The sequence below is a fragment of the Pelomicrobium sp. P1 genome, assembly GCF_052805615.1.
This window is the reverse complement of record NZ_JBRBEM010000003.1, coordinates 248,666-264,279: the sequence shown is the minus strand read 5'-3', so window position 1 is coordinate 264,279 and position 15,614 is coordinate 248,666. Positions and strand designations below refer to the sequence as shown.

Sequence of the window (15,614 nt, the reverse complement as noted above, 5' to 3'; positions counted from 1 at the left end):
AGCCATCCGGTGGGCGCCTTCCAGCGCCCGTCAGGAGAGGGCCTTAAGCCCCAGCTTGGCGAACAAGGCCTGGTCCCGCTCCACCTGGGGGTTGCCGGTGGTGAGCAGCCTTTCGCCGTAGAAGACGGAATTCGCGCCCGCGAAAAAGCACAGGGCCTGCACCGGCTCGGGCATGGTTTCGCGCCCGGCGGACAGGCGCACCCACGCCTTGGGCATGGTGATGCGAGCGCAGGCGACGGTACGCACGAACTCGAGGGGATCTAGCGCCTCGGTGCCGTACAGGGGCGTGCCCTCCACCTGCACCAGGGCGTTGATGGGCACGCTCTCGGGATAGGGGTCCAGGCTGGCGAGCTGGGCGATCATGCCCGCCCGATGCTGCCGGCTCTCCCCCATGCCCACGATGCCGCCGCAACAAACCCGGATGCCGGCGGAGCGCACCCGGGCCAGGGTTTCCAGCCGCTCGGCCTGGGTGCGGGTGGTGATGATGCGCCCGTAGAACTCCGGGTCCGTGTCCAGGTTGTGGTTGTAATAATCGAGCCCCGCCGCCCGCAGCCGCTCCGCCTGTCCCTCCTTCAGCATCCCCAGGGTGACGCAGGTTTCCAGGCCCAGGGCCTTCACCGCGCTCACCATCTCGGCGACCCGTTCCAGGTCCCGGTCTTTCGGGCCGCGCCAGGCGGCCCCCATGCAAAAGCGGGTCGCACCCTTGGCTTTCGCGGCGCGGGCCGCGGCCACCACGTCGGGCAGGGAGAGAAGCTCCTGTGCCGCGAGGCCGGTCGCGTAGCGCACCGACTGAGGGCAATAGGCGCAGTCCTCGGGACAGGCGCCGGTCTTGATGGAAAGGAGCGTAGAGAGCTGCACCTGGTTCGGATCGAAATGCCGCCGGTGGACCCGCTGGGCTTCGAACAGCAGGTCATTGAAGGGCCGCTCGAACAGGGCGAGCACCGCTTCCACCGACCAGGCGGGGCGCTGCTGCGCCGCGGTGGAGGAAACCGTCATGGGCTGGGACATGGCTACCGTTGTGGCGGGAAAGAAGAAGCTTTTAAATTTCCCGCAGTATCGGTTCCGGGACGGGAGGCTGTCAATTTTTCTTCCCAGATTTTTGAACAGCCTGGCGCAGGCTTTGCGCCGCGCCGCAGCCGAGGCCTGCCTCCTCTGCGGCGGCGCGACCCGGGAGGGAAACCCCTGTCCGGCCTGCCGGCGGACCCTGCCCCTGCTCCCCTCCCCCCGCTGCCCGGTCTGCGCCGTCCCGGCGCCCCAGGCTGCCGCCTGCGGCGACTGCCTGCGGCGCCCGCCGGCTTTCGACGCCGCAGCGGCCCTCCTGGAATACCGGTTCCCGGTGGACGCCATGATCCGCCGCTTCAAGTACCAGGGAGACTTGGCCGCGGGCCGGGCGCTGGGGAGGCTGCTGGCCGAGCACGTGGCTCCCCTGCCCTCCCCCGACCTCCTGATCCCCATGCCCCTGCACCCGGCTCGGCTCAAAGTCCGGGGATTCAACCAGGCGGCGGAGCTGGCCCGGGAAATCGCCCGCGGCACCAGGGTCCCGGTGGCCATGGACCTGTGCGCCCGCCACCGGGACACGGCCGAGCAGGCGCGGCTTTCCATGGGGGAGCGGCGCAGGAACGTGCGGGGGGCGTTCTCCTGCGCCCGGGACCTGGACGGGGCGGACGTGGCGGTGGTGGACGACGTGCTCACCACCGGCGCCACGCTCAATGAGCTGGCCCGGCTGCTCAAGCGCCGAGGCGCCGCCCGGGTGCGGGCCTGGGTGGTGGCGCGGGCGGTGCCCAATTGGGCCGGAGAGGCCTAATTCGAGGGTAACTGCCCCAGCCGCTGCTCGACGAAGGTGGCCAGTTCGGCGCTCAACTGGCGGCTCGCCCGGGCCTGCTCGAAGGCGGCACGGGCCTCCGCGTGGCGGCCGTCCGCCTGAAGGGCGAGGCCCATGCCCAGCAGCCACACGCCGGTGCCAGGGGCAATCTGCAAGGCGCGGGCGTAGCGCTCCGCGGCTTCCCGGTGCCTCCCCGCCCGGTGCAAGAGCGCCGCGAAGAAGGCTTCGAACTCCGCCGAAGCTCCCCCATAAGGGGCCGCCGCCGCCAGGGTGTCCAAGGCGGCGGCGGTGGCGCCCCGCTCCACCTGGATCCGGGCAAGCGCGGTGGCGAAGCCGATCTGGCGCGGATTGAGGGCCAGCCCCTCCGCGAGGGCGCTTTCCGCCTCGGCCAGCCGGTTGCCCGCCAGCAGCAGCGCCACCAGACTCTGGCGGGCCGTCTCGTGGCGGGGATTGCGCTCCAGGGCGGACCTGAAGGCGTCCATCGCCTCCCCATCCCGATGCCGCTGCAACGCGGCGAGCCCGCGGCGGAACTCGTTTTCCGCCTGTTCCTCGGGCGTGGGGGGCCGGATCTTCTTGTCGATCGAAGGGGGGGCCTGGGGCGTGGGCTCGCCGCCGGTCTTTTCGGACGCGGGCGCCGGCGGGCTGGATCCGCCCCCAGGGGCCGCGTCTTCGCCCGTCGGGAGAGCCGCCGCGGGCAGCGGTAAGGATCGGGGCGGCTGGGCACCTTCCCGGGAGGCTGCCGGGGGGGAAGCGGCCCCCGATGGCTTCGTTCCCGGACGAGCCCCTTCTCTCGCTTGTGGGGCGGGCGTGGGGCTTGCCGCCTGCTCGGGCGGGCCCGAATCGTCGGCCGGCCTCCCGGCGGCCTGAAGCCTCGCCTCCTGGGCCCCTTCCCCGGAAGCCTCGGCCTCCGAGGAAGGGGCGGCGGATGCCGGTTCCGAAGACGGCTCCGGCGCTCCTATGACCTGGACGGCCGCCATGCTCGCCTGGGAAGGCCGGGCCGCGCCCCCTTCCGCCGGTCCCGGCGCCGGCCGGGTCCAATACAGCGTCATGGCGACCCCCCCGATCGCCCCCGCCGCCAGCAACACTCCGACCCCTAGCCAGGGACGCCGCGGGCGGGGGGGCACGGCGCGGATCTCCGGCTCGAAGGCCGCTGGCCGGGCTTCCCCAGACCGGCGCTCCAGGTCCGCCAGCATCTGGTTGATGAGGCTCATGCCAGCCACATCCAGGTGAGCCCGCCGAGGGAAAGCAACGCCCCCGTGGCCACGGGCCAGGCGCGGCGCGCGAAGCCCCGGGCCGCCGCCGGGGTATCCAGGGCGGCACGAACCACGGCACCCGCCGCGACGGCGCGGCGCCCCTTCCCGTAGGCCACCATCATGGACTTGTGGGCCAGGATGTTGAGGAGTCGGGGCACACCGCCGGAGAAGGCGTGCAGCAGCCCCACGGCGGGGGCAGTGAAGACCTCTCCGCCCTGATAGCCCGCCACCTGCAGCCGGTGATTCAGGTAGCGGCGGGTCTCTTCGGGGCTCAAGCCCTTGAGCCGGTACTGGAACGTGATCCGCTGGCGCAACTGCCGCACCGAGCGGTCCTGCAGGTTTTCGTCCAGCTCGGGCTGGCCGAACAGTACCACCTGGACCAGCTTGCGCTTCTCGGTCTCCAGGTTGGTGAGCAGGCGCAGCGTCTCCAGAGTCTTCAAGGGCATCGCCTGGGCCTCGTCCAGGCATACCAGTACCCGCTTCCCCGCCCTGGCGTAGTCGAGCAGCGCGTGGGTCAGGGCCCGGATCAAGCGAGTGCAATCCCCCTCGCCCGGGATCTGGACCTGGAAATCTTCCGCCAGGGTCTGCAACAGGGCCTGGGAATCGAGGTGGGGATTGGGGATGTAGGCGGTGACGAATTGGCGCCCCAGGGAAGCGAGGAACTTGCGGGCGAGCAGGGTCTTGCCCGTGCCCACTTCGCCCGTGATCTTGATGAAGCCCTCCCCGGTGCCGGCCGCCACCAGCAGGGTGTTGAGCGCTTCCTGGTAGGTGGAGCAAGCGAAGAAGAAGCTGGTGTCCGGCGTCAGCCCGAAGGGCAGCTCCCGCAACCCGAAGTGGGCCTCGTACATGTCACCTGGGCTGCGGCTGCCGGGCGGAGGACTCCCAGGGCGCAGGCCCCCCTTCCCCCTTGGTCCCGAACACCTCGGACTTCCCGCCCCAGGAGAAGCCCCGGTCCAGCTTCTCCAGCCGCGCCCGGCTCTCCCCCAGCTCGCCGACCCATTCCTGGTCGCTCTTGATGATGGTGGGCTTGAGCAGGATCACCAGCTCCCGCTTGGTGGAACGCTGCTGGGTCTGGCGGAAGGCGGCGCCCAGGAACGGGATGTCGGACAGGCCCGGCACCCCGGAGCGTTCCTCGGTCTGGGTCTGGGCCATGAGGCCGCCGATGGCCACGATCTGCCCGTCCTCCACCCGAACGATGCTGTCGGTCTCCCGGATCTGGCTGCGGGGCACGGGGATGCGGATGGTACCCAGGGTGCCCGACAGATCGATTTGCCGCTCGATCTGCTGCACGTCGCTCACGGAAGGATGGATGTGCAGGGTGATCATGTTGCGCTCGTCGATTTGGGGTGTAACGTCCAGGGCGATACCCGAGAAGAACGACTGCAGGGTCACGGTGGGCGTGGTGGTGGTGGCCGTGCCGGTGGTGGTGGTGGAGCTCACGTTAGTGACGAAAAGCTCGTCCTGACCCACCTTGAGCACCGCCTTCTGGTTGTTCAGGGTGGCGATGCGGGGGCTGGAGAGCACGTGGACGTTGCCCTGGGTTTCCAGGAAGGACAGCAGGGCGGCGAAGCTGCCGGTCTGGAACGCCAGGCTGAAGAGGCCGCCCGCCGTCCCCGGACGGACGAGATCCACCCCGGGGAGGGCGCTCACGGCGGGATTCTGGATCGTGGTGACCCCCGTCGCCGGGTCGGTGCTGAAGGTGGCGCCCGTGTTGAGGCTTCCGTTCGGGCGCAGGAGGGTTCCCGGGGCGAGTTGGCCCGCGGAGAGTCGGCCGTCGTTGGCCCGGAACGCCGCCCAGTTGATGCCGGCTTCATAGCCGTCGTTGAGTTCCACCTCCAGGATCTTCGCCTCCAGCACCACCTGGCGCTCCACGTTGAGCCGGGACGCCTTGAGGAACACCTCCACGTTCTTGAGCTCCTCCGGCATGGCGCGCACCACCACCACCCCCGACTGGGGGCTCACCACCACGCTGCGCCCCTCGCCGCTACCCACGATGGCGTTGAGGGCCGCGGTCAGCTCTTTCCAGAAATCGGACTCGGATCGGGTGGTGACTTCGCTGCTCTTGATCGCCGGGGCGGCCAGCCCGGGCAGAGTTACCGCCGTGGACTGGGGCGTGAACAACGGCCCGGGGGCAACACCCTGGATCGCGCTGGAGCTGACGGTGGTCTCCGAGGCGCCCCGCCGCACCCCGGTGAGGTAGCCCACGCGAAACACCTTAGTTCGCACTGTGAGCGGGTGGATCACGATGCGGTTGCCCTCCAGGGTGTACTCGTAACCGTAAAGGTCCCGGATCGCGTCCAGAGCCTCCCGCACCGTGACGTCGCGCAGGTTCACCGTCAGGGTTCCCTTGACCTCGGGGTGAACGAGCATGTTGTAGCGGGTGCCCGAAACGATGGCCATGAACACCTGGGCCGCCGGCGCGTTGGTCACCGCCAGGTCGAAGCGCGGTTCCTCCGGGGCCGGAATCGCCTTCGGCACTTCGATGGTGAGGGAGGGCAGCAGGGCCCGCTCCACCGCCTCCGGCGTAGCGGGCTTGGGCCGCTCCCCGGCGGCCCGCTTCAGCTCCTCCAGCATGACGTCATAGGTGGTGCCGTGCTTGGGCGGCGTGGTAGAGCACCCTCCCAGCAGCAGCGCCGCCGCGGCGAGCGTGGCTGCCAGCGCTCTCATCGTTTCTCTCCCCCGATTTTCCCCCTCGGCCGGCTTCTGACCGACCAACTGACGTCGGGGGCGCCTCCCCCCTTCTCCGCAAATCGCTTTTCCACTTCCGGGAAAAGCCGCAACTCGCGCCTTCCCTCCGGGCTCTGCAGGGTCACCGCGGCCTCGTCGATGGCCACGACCCGGGCGTCCCGGTAGCGGCCGCCCAAGGATACCCAGGTTCCGCTGATGAGGGCCGCCCGGCGCCCGGGGGAAACCAGCACCGACTGGAGCACCGGCGCCTCCGGGGCGCGGGCGTTCCCCGCCTCCCCCGCCGCAAGCGCCGCCGGCGGGCGGGTGGGATCGGGAAGCTCCTGGGCGCAGAGCTGGAGGGCCGGGCCCGCCGCCAGGAGAAAGGCGCCGGCGCGCAGAAGGCGCATCATCCCTGGGCTCAGATCACCAACCATGTCCGCTCCATGCTCAAGGTGTACACCGTGAGGGTCAGGGTGCTCACCGGGTACTTATCCACCGCAAGCTGCAGACGCCCCCAATACATGCGCCACGGCAGCCGCTCCAGTTCGGTCACGTAGCGCAGCAGGTCCGAGTAGCTGCCCCGCACCGAGATCTCCACCCCGTGCCGGTACAGCCGCTGGGGACCTTCGCCGCCCTGGGCCTGGAGGCGCAGCGGGTTTTCCGCTGTCCCCTGGGCCGGATTGGGATCGGCGAGGTCGACTGGAGGCAAGGTCGTCAAAGAAACGAGCTGCAAGCCCCGATTTCTCTCCAGCACTTCCCGCAGCAGCCGGGCGATACGCTCGGCGGGCACCAGGTGGGATTGCCGGTTCTGCAGGGAGGCCTCGAGGGCCTCAAGCTCTCGCTTCAGGGCAATTAGCCGCTGCCGGTTCGAACGATCTGGGTCGGCCGCTTCCCCTCGGGCGAGGACCTCGATCTTCCGCTGGATATCCTCAATCTCCCGGGTGTGGGACTGAAGGCGCTGGGCAAGCTGGCGGTTTTGCGCCATGACCGGCTCCAGCAAGACCAGGTAAAAGAGGAATACCATCGCCCCGAGCAGGGCGACCAGCACGTACAGGCGTTCCCGCTGGGGCAAAGCGTCGATGCGCGCCGCTAAGGCTTGCCATCGAGTCCTCATCGCCCTACCTCCTTAATCGGCGCCTTCGAGCTCAGCTCGAAGGCGAGGAACCGGACCGTGGCGTCATGTCCTGCCGTGCTGCCGGCCGCCTCGGACTTGGGCGCCTGAATCTCAAGCGCTTCGAAGCTCCGCCCGCGCATGGCCGGCTCGGCGTTGAGCCGCTCCAGGTACAGAGGCAGAAGCTTGGGCTCCAGCACATGCCCGCGGATCACCAGCTCCGTGCCTGCCCCGGAAACGACGAATCCGGTGAGCCAGAGCCCGTCGATCGCCTGGCGCGCAAGGGCCCGCATGTATTCGGAATAGCCCTCGGCGTCGCCCAGGTCCCGGCCCTCCAGGGTCTGCTCGAGTGCCTGGTACTGCCTGAGCCGAGCTTCCGCCGCCTTCAGCTCTTCTTCCAGCAGCTTGCTCGTCCCCCCCGGCGCCGAGCGCTCGGAGAGCTGCTGCAGCCGGCCGCGCTCGGCGGCAAGGGCCTGCTCGGCCCGGTCGGCAGCCTGAGCGAGCCGCGCCTGCTCCATTCGCAGGTAGCCGTACAGGGCGGTGCCCGCGAGCAGCAGGAGCCCCAGCGCCCGCAGCATGAAAGCCGCGGAGAAGGGCTTGCGCCGGGGCGCAAGGAGCTCGGGCTTGAGCAGGTTGATCTGCTTCATGCGTGTCCCACCTCATCCCGCAGGGCCGCGCCCAGGACGTGGAAATGGGCGCACTGCTCGGTAGGATCGGCCAGCTCGGGGACCGCGGAGAAGTCCATGAGCTGCGCCAGGTCCAGGGTCGTCACCGGAATGCCCAGGCTCTCCGCCAGGAATTCCCGCAAGCCCACGGGGGCGGGCAGGGGGCCGAGCAAGAGCTTGTCCAGGGCAATGAAAGGAAGCTGGCGGTCCACGTGATCCAGGGAACGCTGCAGCTCCAGGGCGACCCGCTCCCGATGCTGCCGGGCGCGTGCCTCGTCCGCATCCTGGAGTTCCCCCAGGGTCACCTCGATGCGCCGCGCGAGGTAAAGGTCGCCGCCCTGGCTGACGGTGAAGAGCCCGCCGCTGCCGTCGAAGGCGAGAAGGGCGACGGCGCCCGCGGGCTCATGGAGGGTTGCCAGGTTGCGCTGGGCCATCTCGGGAATGTCGATCACCCGGAGGGGCACCTTCGCTGCCTTGAGCCGCAGCAACCGCTCCTTGAGCCGTGGGGTGCGGGCGGCGACCGCGTACACCGCCTTGCCCCGGCCGGAGGCGCTCCGGGCGGGGATCTCCAGCACCTCCACCGTGGCCTCCTCGACCGGATAGTCGAGGAGATCCTTGATCCGCCAGCGGATAGCGGCCCCCAGTTCTTCCGCGGGCACGTTAGGCGCCTCCACCAGGAGCATCTGATACTCGCCCGGCTCCAGCAACAGGGTGCAGGTCCAGCGACGAAGCTGGGCTTCTTTGCACACCCGTTCCAGGGAGGCCCCATTCCCATCCAGCGGAAAACCGTCACAGCCAAAGACGACCGGCCGATGACCGCCGGCGGGACGGGTCACCTGCACCAGTTGCAGGCCCGAGGGACTCACGAAGCGCAACGCCGCCCACCCTTGCGTCCGGCCGTTTCGGTTGAAAAATCCGCCAATCATCTGTTTATGATAACTGTGCACTTAAAAATAAATCAATAACTCATTGTTGCTTTGTGATTTTTTCCTGCCAGTCGCGCTGCATTGCAAAATTTCACAATTCTAGCCCCGCCTTTTCCCATTTCGCCCTCTTAGTAGCTCTCCCGCAGGTCGATGAGCCGCGCGCCCGCCTTGTACTGGCCGAAGCTCGCGCGGGCGGCCGGATCGTCGTCGTAGGCCGTGCCGGCGTTGGCATCGGGGTTCGCCCCATCGTCCCAGCGGCCGCGCAGGTAGCTCTTTCCTTCGGCGGCGAGATCGACGCGCAATAGGACGCTCCCGAAGTTGCCGGCGCCGGGCCTGGTGAGCTTGAGATTTCCCACGCCGCCGGAGAAAACAAGGGTGGGCGCGGGCGCCACGCTGGTCTCGCCGGCGTTCAAGTTCCCTTGATAGCCGGAGAGCAACACGTGGGCCGCGGCAAGGCGCGTGCAGCCGTCGTCGGCGTTGGTGACGAAGCCGACCCCGTTCCAGTGCTCGACCCGGATCGGGATGGGCAAATCCAGGAGCTCCGAGCCATAGGCGTTGGCGAGCCGCAGCCGGCCGAACCGCACCCGGGTCTGCCCGACCTTCACGTGGTCGTTGCCGCCCGCCCCGTCCACGTCCAGGTCGAGATCCGCCGGCCGCAGGGCGGTGCCGTCGCTGTCCTGGGGGGCAATGCCCAGCTCGAAGACTTCGAAAGGCCCGTCCGGGTTGTCTGGGCTTGCCCGGCGCAGCGCCAACCGCGCACTGACCGTCGCCTCTCCCGCCACGAAACTGCCGCTCACGCTGCCGAGATCGAGGCGTGGGGTGAGGTTGACCGCGCCGTCCCGGGCGCCGAAGCCGAGGGAAGCGGGCGAGCCTACGGGATCCAGCTTGGCGTAGCCGCTGGCGGTGGTGTAGTTCTGGGTCACCGCGCCCGCCGCGTTTTTCGCCGAGAGCTTGAAACCCGCCTCCATGGCCTCGTTCATGTAGGTGAAGTTGGAGGCCACACTGCAGCCTGCCGCGATCCGGTTGGTGAGGCTAGCGTTGGTCACCGTGAAGTACTTAGGACGGAAGCGCCCGACGTAGCCGCCCGTGGGGCCGCTGCCGTCCAGCCCGCTATTGCCGGTGACCTGAAGGCCGGCCACCAGATAGTCGGACGCAGCCGCCGCGAAGAACGCGTTGCCCGCCTCGGTGTAGCACCAATCGGACAGGGTGGCCGCCCCCCCGGACCAGGCGGCGGCCGGCGCTGTGGCTGTAGCCGAGCATCCCGCGCCCCGCGCCACCGCCCCCAAAGCCATTCCCGGCAAGTTGGCGGAGACGCTCACGACCACGTCCGCGGCGAAGTTGGGCGTCAAGCCGTTGTCGGTGATGTCGGCGCCCGGGAGGGGACGGCCCGTGCCGTCGTCTTCGGCGGCTGCCCACCGGTAGGCCGCGACAGTCATGACGAATGGATCGCCGGCGGCCGCCAGCACGGGGCTCGCCGGGCTCGTGCCGTGCTGGATGGAAGTGGCGGCATTGGCCCCGCGAAAAGCAAGTCCGAAGGGGCGAGTAGCGAAGGCGTTGCTCGCTCCTTGTACGTAGGCACCCGATGGGGGCGGCGGCAAGGCCCGGCGGAACTGCAGCCGGATCTCTCCCGCGTCGGCATAACTGAAGCTAAAGGGTGCCTCGGCGTTGGCCGTCGTGAAGCGGAAGTTGACGCTGGCTGGATACCCTCCGTTGGGCACGAAGGAAGCGGTGTTGCCGCTCGATGCGGCGGTGGCGAGGGTGACCGGCTGGGTGCAGGTGGCGGGGTTGACGCACTGCGCGCCCACTTCGATCGCCACCTCGGATCCGCTCGGAAATAGGCTCACGCAGGCACCGGTTTCGGTGTCGGTGCGGATCGCCTGGAGATAGAGCGCCTGGGCGCCCGCCCCCACATTGGAAGGTTTCCCGGCGATCTGGGTGCCGATCGCCAGCGGCGCGTTGGCGCCGTTGCTCACCCGCAACGCCGACTCCACGAAGGCGATGGCCGGATCCTCCGTTCCACTCTCGGTAACGCCCGCGTTGTCAAGAAGGTTGACCGAAAGGGTGCTAACCGTGGTCAGTCGCAACCGCACCGTGAAGCTCGATTCGTTTCCCGGCCACACGTAGGCGGCCACGCCGTTGTTGGCTCCCGAAGGACTCCAGGCGCCGCTGCCGGACACCAACGTGGGCTGCCATACCCCGGTGCCGCTGGAGGTGGAAAGGGCGAGCACCCGCCCCGCCGGGGGGCTGACCGGTGCATGGGCGGCATCGTGCCCGCGGATGGTGACCTCGGCGTAATCGCAGGTCGCCACCGAGGTGTTGAGGGCGCTCACCGCGTAGTGGTGAAGGGTGATCGCCGGCCGTAGGGCGAGCATATGGGTCGCGCCGGTATCCGGCGCCGGCGGATTGGCTAGGGTGGCGGTCCGCGTACCCGTCGCCCCCGCCGCCGAGCGCGGCTCGTAATTCATCTCCAGGGCAAGGCCAAGGTCGTCAGAAACGGGCAGCGAAGCGATATCCACCGTCTCGGTCATGCCGGCGGGGGCCGTCCAGATGCCCGAGGAGTTCACAGTATGGCTGCTCACCAGCATGGTCTCGGCGATGGCCCCGGTATCGATACTGGGCGCCGTATGGTTAGAGGAGAAGCCCGTCGCCTGTCCCGCCTCGGCGACCAGGGGATTCGCCGTGTCCACGCCGGAAAAACTCAGGATGCCGCCCACGGCCCCGGTGTGGACCGGGGTGCCGCCGATCACCCAGGTATAGCTCGCCGGCTCCGCGTTTCCTGCGACCCGCCGATAGACGTAGAGACGATTGCCGAATCCCCCCGTGCCGCCGCCGGTGGCCTGATCGACTGCGCTCACGAGCGTCCAGCCGCCGGGCGGATTGACCGTCACCGTGCATGCGCCGAGGATCAAGCTGCTGCAGGGGCGAACCGAGAGGCTCGCGATCATGACGTCGTTCGCCTGCGTGCCGGCGGGCACCGGGATCACGAGCTTGAGCCCCGCCGGCCGCAGCGCGAAGACCGTGCCGTGGTTAGGGTCCGCGCCCCGGGTCTTAGTCACCGTATAAGGGCCTGCCGTCCCGGGCGAGGCCTGCGCAGCGTAGTAGAGCCCGATGGCGACGTCGTTGCCGGTGCGAGTCTGGGAGCTGTAGGCCTGGGTAAACCCCAGTAGTACGCCGAAATCGCTGTCGTCAGTCGTGTGCGCTGTGACCACCAGCATGGCGCCGGGGTAGTCCGTCGTCTCGGTCCCCGTAGTCACCGTGTTGGCGTTTTGATAGGACCAGTTCGACGCTGCGAGCGGAGCGGTCATGAAGGGCTGCTGCGTATCCACGCCCGTAAAGCGGGAAATACGCGCGGCGAGCACGTTACAGGTGCCGGATTGGGTAATGGTGTTGGGATCGCCGCCCGTGGCGATGCGCCAGTAGATCGCCGAGGTGAGGTTAGAAACGGGGTTTTGCTGGAAAAGTAGGTTCCAGCCCGGCATGGAGAGGGTGGGCGAAGCGCCCGAGGCGACGACCGCGATCAGCAGGTCTCCCGCCGCCGTGCCGGTCGGCAGCGTGGGAGAGATCGAGCCGCAGTTTCCCCGCACGGCGAAAGTTCCCTGTCCGCCATATGTGATCGTGGAGGCTGCGGGAATGGAAGCGGAACTCGAGGCGCGAAACGCGATTCCCGCCTGCGCCCATCCGGGCAGCAGGCAGGCGAGCAGCATCCCTGCCGCCCATTTCTGCCATCGAGGAAAAGGCAAGCCCGTCATGGCGCGATGGTCCCCTGCACCCGCCGCTCCACGTAACGGGCGCCGGGGTCGGCGCTGGTGTTGGGACACGCCCCCGCCATGGGGTTGTTGCAGGCCGTAGAGACAAGGCGGAAGACGCTGAAGGGATTAGGCGTGTGCCCCGTTTCGTCGGCGGGAAACCCACTGCATTCGACGGTGACAGTGAACGCCGAAAGGGTCCCCCCGAAAGAGAGGTTCTGCGGGCTCGCCGGGCAGGCGCTGCCTCCTTGCGCCACCAGCACCTGGTACATCCCCCACTCGATTCCCGCTCGGGCGGCGCGCAAGGCCCGGGAGCCCTGAAGGTCCAGGCCGCTCGCCGCCTGTTGCAGGCCGAAGACGCTCATGAGGGCGGCCCCCAGCAGCGCCAGCACCACCACCAGGAAAAGCGCGGTGACGGTGCTGAAGCCGCGCCCCGAGCGGCTTCGAAGAGCCCGTAGGGGGCGGCGGTCAGGGGACATTGGCCACGTGGACGGCATGGTAGAGGGTCACCGATTCGCCCAGCCGGGTGAGGGTCAATCCCAGGGTCACCAAGCCGGCCCTGACATTGGCGATGGAAGCGTTGTAGGTCACGAAGCAATCCGTCACGTCCCTCACCAGGAGGGCCGGGGGCGTGCCCGAAGGGGGCGTGGGCTGGGCCGCGGCGATGGGATAGTTCCAATAGCGCCGGATCACCCCCGCCCCCGGGTCGCACTCGTAGGTCACGGGATACGACACCACCTGGAAGCGGTGGGCCGGCGACTCCAGGGGAAACCGAAACGGATTGATGGCGAGGTTGTTGAGGGCCACGCCAGTGGGGCTGGTAGCCGCGCTGACATTGTCCCCTGCGTAAGCGTCCGCCCCGGGAATTCCCAGGTTGTAGACGAGGATCAGGTTCTGTTCCCCAGGCGCCAGGGTGATGGGCGGGCCCAGTACGTCGAAGGAGCCATCCGGCGCGGAAAAGTCTAGGGGGTCGCCCGCGCCGGTGCCGTCCACCTGACCCCGGTAGCGGCCGCCGCCGCTTGTCTGCAGGAATTCCAGGTAGGTTTTCCCGCCCGTCGTGGCCACCCGCACGCTGTTGGGCGCCGCTCGGGCGACATCCCGGGCGATGCGCCGCAGAGCCGTGTCTGCCTGGTCGGTCAGTTCGGCCCGGCGAGTCGCGTCTGCATAGCCCTCAATCGGCACGCGAATGAAAAGCGCCGCCAGGGCAGCCACGATCCCGGTGACGGCGATGGCCACCACGGCCTCCACCAGGGTGAAGCCGCCTCGGCGGCCGTGCATGGCCACCCCGAAGAAAGCTGCGGCGTCCCTGTTCGACGCCGGTTTCCGCGGCGAGGCCAATCCTCTCCTCATCACGGCACCCCGGTGGGCGTGTGGCGAGTGCGGTAGCCGTCCACCGTGACGGAGGTTCCCGCAGGGCCGGTCACTGTCACCGTGACCCGCAAAGAGTCACCGGCGGGAATCCCCCCGGCGGCCTCCTGCGCGACGCTCACCACCGCGCGATAGGCGCTCAAGGCAGAAAAGCAGTTGCCCGCCAGGTCGCAGATGCCGGCGGGCGAGGCCGTCTGGGTATCGAAACCGTGGTAGTCGTTCACGTTGTCGAAAGGAGCGGTGGCGGAGTAACGGCTCTCCCCCGCCTCCGGCCCCAGACCCTCCGGCGTGGCGCAATCCCCGGGGCCGCTCGCCGTGGGCGCGCCGGGGTCGTCCGGATCGCACCAGGTGAAGGGCATAAGGAGTACCTCTTCCAGCAGGGATTCGGCGATGGCCAGGGCCTGCTTTTGCGCCAGGGGATCGCTGGAATGGCGGGTGGTATAGGTAAACACGCTCAGGATGCCCGTGACACTGATCGCCACAATCGCGATGAACACAACCAGCTCAATCAGGCTGATGCCACGAAGAGCCCGACGCCCACCGCCGTCAGCGGCACCCCTCGCGTCAGCCGTGGACATAGCCGGTTTCTGCCTCAATCACCAGGGTCTGTGTAACGCCGCCAGCGATCATGAGGGATACGCCGGAGCTTGGACGGCCGAGGGCATCGAAAAAGAAGCTGAGGGGTGCGGGGCTCAAGGTGACGCCATCCGGTACCCCAAGGCTCAAATCCCCGCCTCGTACGGGATCCCGGACGGCTTGGGTGCAGACGGGGTCATAGCAGGCTCTTATCTCCGACGCGGTAGCGTTGATCCAGACCGCGCGTCGCTGTGCGACAGCGACCTTCTGTCCATGACGCAAGAGCGCTGCGAGCTCGTCGGCGAAGGCACGGTGGCCAAAAATTTCCCAATGAGCGATCCGAGGCAAAGCGATTGCCGCGAGAACGGCAGCAATCGCGACCATGACCACGAGCTCAACCAGACTGTAGCCGTTTACACGCATCGGGATGCCGACCGACCGTGACGTAAGCCCGCGCGCTTGACAGACGGTGGAAGCGCTTTCTTTAGCAGCCCGTCGTGACCACGGTGATCGCCGGGGAGCTGCCTCCTGCGGCCGGTGCCGTGTAACTCACCTGGCAGGCGGTAGGCGTAGGCGCGCCGATCACCCGGACGTTGAGGGTTGCGCCCGCCCCCGTTCCACCCCCGGCGAAAGTCAGCCCGTCGGCCACGTCGTCGAGTTGGGCAGCCACCAGAATGCCGCGGTTGGGCGCCGCGGGAAGCGGATTGTTATCTGAGCTCGACGCGGTGGGGTAGCCGTGGAACAAGTCGATGGTCTGCCCCTCCATGACGACCGTCGCGGCCCCTGTCGTCGGCGTACTCGTGACCAGGGCTTGGGCGTGGGCTAGAGCCGCGGCTGAGCGGATCGCGCCGTAGATGCCCTGAACCTTTGCAACGCGCGCTTGCTGCTGGAGGTTTATGTAGCGAGGCAATGCCACCGCCGCCAGTATGGCAATGACGGCAATCACAACGACAAGCTCGATGAGGGTAAAACCACGAGTTATACGAGCCATGGTACGCATCCTCTCTTTGTCATGGCTAGCTCTTAATTGGTGCAGGGGACATAAGCCGTTGCTGTCTTACCGCCTTTGCTTTCGATGGTGCATTGAATGGTCGTACCGGCGGTGCATGCAGCGGGGGTTCCGGCGGCGATCTTGTACTGGTCGTTGTTCGCCGGCGTGCCTGTCACCAACGTGACGCTGCCTGTCAGTAACGACGTTTGCCCGGCAAGAACGCTATTTGCACTGCTCGCACAGGCGTCGGTGGCGTGCGTGATGGCCACACCGCTGCCACCGGCCTTGAGCTTGCCGTAGTTGATGGCGCCTGCCGACGAAATCGACGCAGCCACGCCTTTAACAGCAGCCTGCTCCGCTTCGCCCGTGAAATCGACGAATTTGGGCAAGGCCGTCGCCGCCAAAATACCTAAGATGACGATTACCACCACGAGCTCGATCAACGTAAACCCGCCGTACCGCTTTTTTTGCATCTGTATTCCTCCCTCA

Annotated in this window: 16 protein-coding genes and 1 pseudogene; 1 reads left to right on the top strand and 16 read right to left on the bottom strand. The window is 68.2% G+C overall.

The window, feature by feature from the left end:
- Positions 1-30: 30 nt before the first annotated feature.
- On the bottom strand, positions 31-1,008 hold the full coding sequence (gene bioB, locus ACUVYZ_RS04950; protein WP_439933558.1) for a biotin synthase BioB: 978 nt from the start codon (positions 1,006-1,008) through the stop codon (positions 31-33).
- A 112-nt stretch (positions 1,009-1,120) separates the two neighbouring features.
- Here bioB and ACUVYZ_RS04945 point away from each other — a divergent pair, with 112 nt between their 5' ends.
- On the top strand, positions 1,121-1,804 hold the full coding sequence (locus tag ACUVYZ_RS04945; protein ID WP_439933557.1) for a ComF family protein: 684 nt from the start codon (positions 1,121-1,123) through the stop codon (positions 1,802-1,804).
- Here ACUVYZ_RS04945 and ACUVYZ_RS04940 read toward each other — a convergent pair.
- The 15 genes and pseudogenes from ACUVYZ_RS04940 to ACUVYZ_RS04870 all read right to left on the bottom strand — a co-directional run bounded on the left by ACUVYZ_RS04940 (position 1,801) and on the right by ACUVYZ_RS04870 (position 15,598).
- Positions 1,801-3,033: a tetratricopeptide repeat protein gene (locus ACUVYZ_RS04940; protein ID WP_439933556.1), complete on the bottom strand. Its 1,233-nt coding sequence runs from the start codon at positions 3,031-3,033 to the stop codon at positions 1,801-1,803. The two genes, ACUVYZ_RS04945 and ACUVYZ_RS04940, sit on opposite strands and share 4 nt — an antisense overlap.
- Positions 3,030-3,923, bottom strand: coding sequence for an ExeA family protein (locus tag ACUVYZ_RS04935; RefSeq protein ID WP_439933555.1), 894 nt, complete (start codon positions 3,921-3,923; stop codon positions 3,030-3,032). Before ACUVYZ_RS04935 ends, ACUVYZ_RS04940 begins: the two co-directional genes overlap by 4 nt.
- Before the next feature lies 1 nt (position 3,924).
- A complete protein-coding gene (mshL, locus tag ACUVYZ_RS04930; protein WP_439933554.1) occupies positions 3,925-5,742 on the bottom strand; it encodes a pilus (MSHA type) biogenesis protein MshL in 1,818 nt (605 codons plus the stop codon).
- Positions 5,739-6,176: a hypothetical protein gene (locus ACUVYZ_RS04925; RefSeq protein WP_439933553.1), complete on the bottom strand. Its 438-nt coding sequence runs from the start codon at positions 6,174-6,176 to the stop codon at positions 5,739-5,741. The genes mshL and ACUVYZ_RS04925 overlap by 4 nt, the downstream gene beginning before the upstream one ends.
- Positions 6,161-6,856 carry a hypothetical protein gene (locus ACUVYZ_RS04920; RefSeq protein WP_439933552.1) on the bottom strand — a complete coding sequence of 232 codons (696 nt, stop codon included), beginning with the start codon at positions 6,854-6,856 and terminating at the stop codon, positions 6,161-6,163. Before ACUVYZ_RS04920 ends, ACUVYZ_RS04925 begins: the two co-directional genes overlap by 16 nt.
- A complete protein-coding gene (locus ACUVYZ_RS04915; RefSeq protein ID WP_439933551.1) occupies positions 6,853-7,500 on the bottom strand; it encodes a hypothetical protein in 648 nt (215 codons plus the stop codon). Before ACUVYZ_RS04915 ends, ACUVYZ_RS04920 begins: the two co-directional genes overlap by 4 nt.
- Positions 7,497-8,393, bottom strand: coding sequence for an agglutinin biogenesis protein MshI (locus tag ACUVYZ_RS04910; RefSeq protein WP_439933550.1), 897 nt, complete (start codon positions 8,391-8,393; stop codon positions 7,497-7,499). The genes ACUVYZ_RS04915 and ACUVYZ_RS04910 overlap by 4 nt, the downstream gene beginning before the upstream one ends.
- Positions 8,394-8,572: 179 nt before the next feature.
- Entirely contained in the window at positions 8,573-12,193 is a 3,621-nt protein-coding gene (locus ACUVYZ_RS04905; protein ID WP_439933549.1) for a DUF6701 domain-containing protein, read from the bottom strand.
- Positions 12,190-12,669, bottom strand: a complete 480-nt coding sequence (locus ACUVYZ_RS04900; RefSeq protein ID WP_439933548.1) for an agglutinin biogenesis protein MshP — start codon at positions 12,667-12,669, stop codon at positions 12,190-12,192. Before ACUVYZ_RS04900 ends, ACUVYZ_RS04905 begins: the two co-directional genes overlap by 4 nt.
- On the bottom strand, positions 12,659-13,468 hold the full coding sequence (locus ACUVYZ_RS04895; protein ID WP_439933547.1) for a PulJ/GspJ family protein: 810 nt from the start codon (positions 13,466-13,468) through the stop codon (positions 12,659-12,661). The genes ACUVYZ_RS04900 and ACUVYZ_RS04895 overlap by 11 nt, the downstream gene beginning before the upstream one ends.
- Positions 13,469-13,539: 71 nt before the next feature.
- Entirely contained in the window at positions 13,540-14,055 is a 516-nt protein-coding gene (locus ACUVYZ_RS04890) for a type II secretion system protein (protein WP_439933546.1), read from the bottom strand.
- Between the two features lie 67 nt (positions 14,056-14,122).
- A complete protein-coding gene (locus tag ACUVYZ_RS04885; RefSeq protein ID WP_439933545.1) occupies positions 14,123-14,518 on the bottom strand; it encodes a hypothetical protein in 396 nt (131 codons plus the stop codon).
- Positions 14,519-14,618: 100 nt separating this feature from the next.
- Positions 14,619-15,044, bottom strand: coding sequence for a hypothetical protein (locus tag ACUVYZ_RS04880; protein ID WP_446033038.1), 426 nt, complete (start codon positions 15,042-15,044; stop codon positions 14,619-14,621).
- Positions 15,045-15,047: 3 nt separating this feature from the next.
- Positions 15,048-15,125, bottom strand: a pseudogene (locus tag ACUVYZ_RS04875) (prepilin-type N-terminal cleavage/methylation domain-containing protein); the annotation flags it as partial.
- A 32-nt stretch (positions 15,126-15,157) separates the two neighbouring features.
- On the bottom strand, positions 15,158-15,598 hold the full coding sequence (locus ACUVYZ_RS04870; protein WP_439933543.1) for a type II secretion system protein: 441 nt from the start codon (positions 15,596-15,598) through the stop codon (positions 15,158-15,160).
- Positions 15,599-15,614 lie beyond the last annotated feature (16 nt).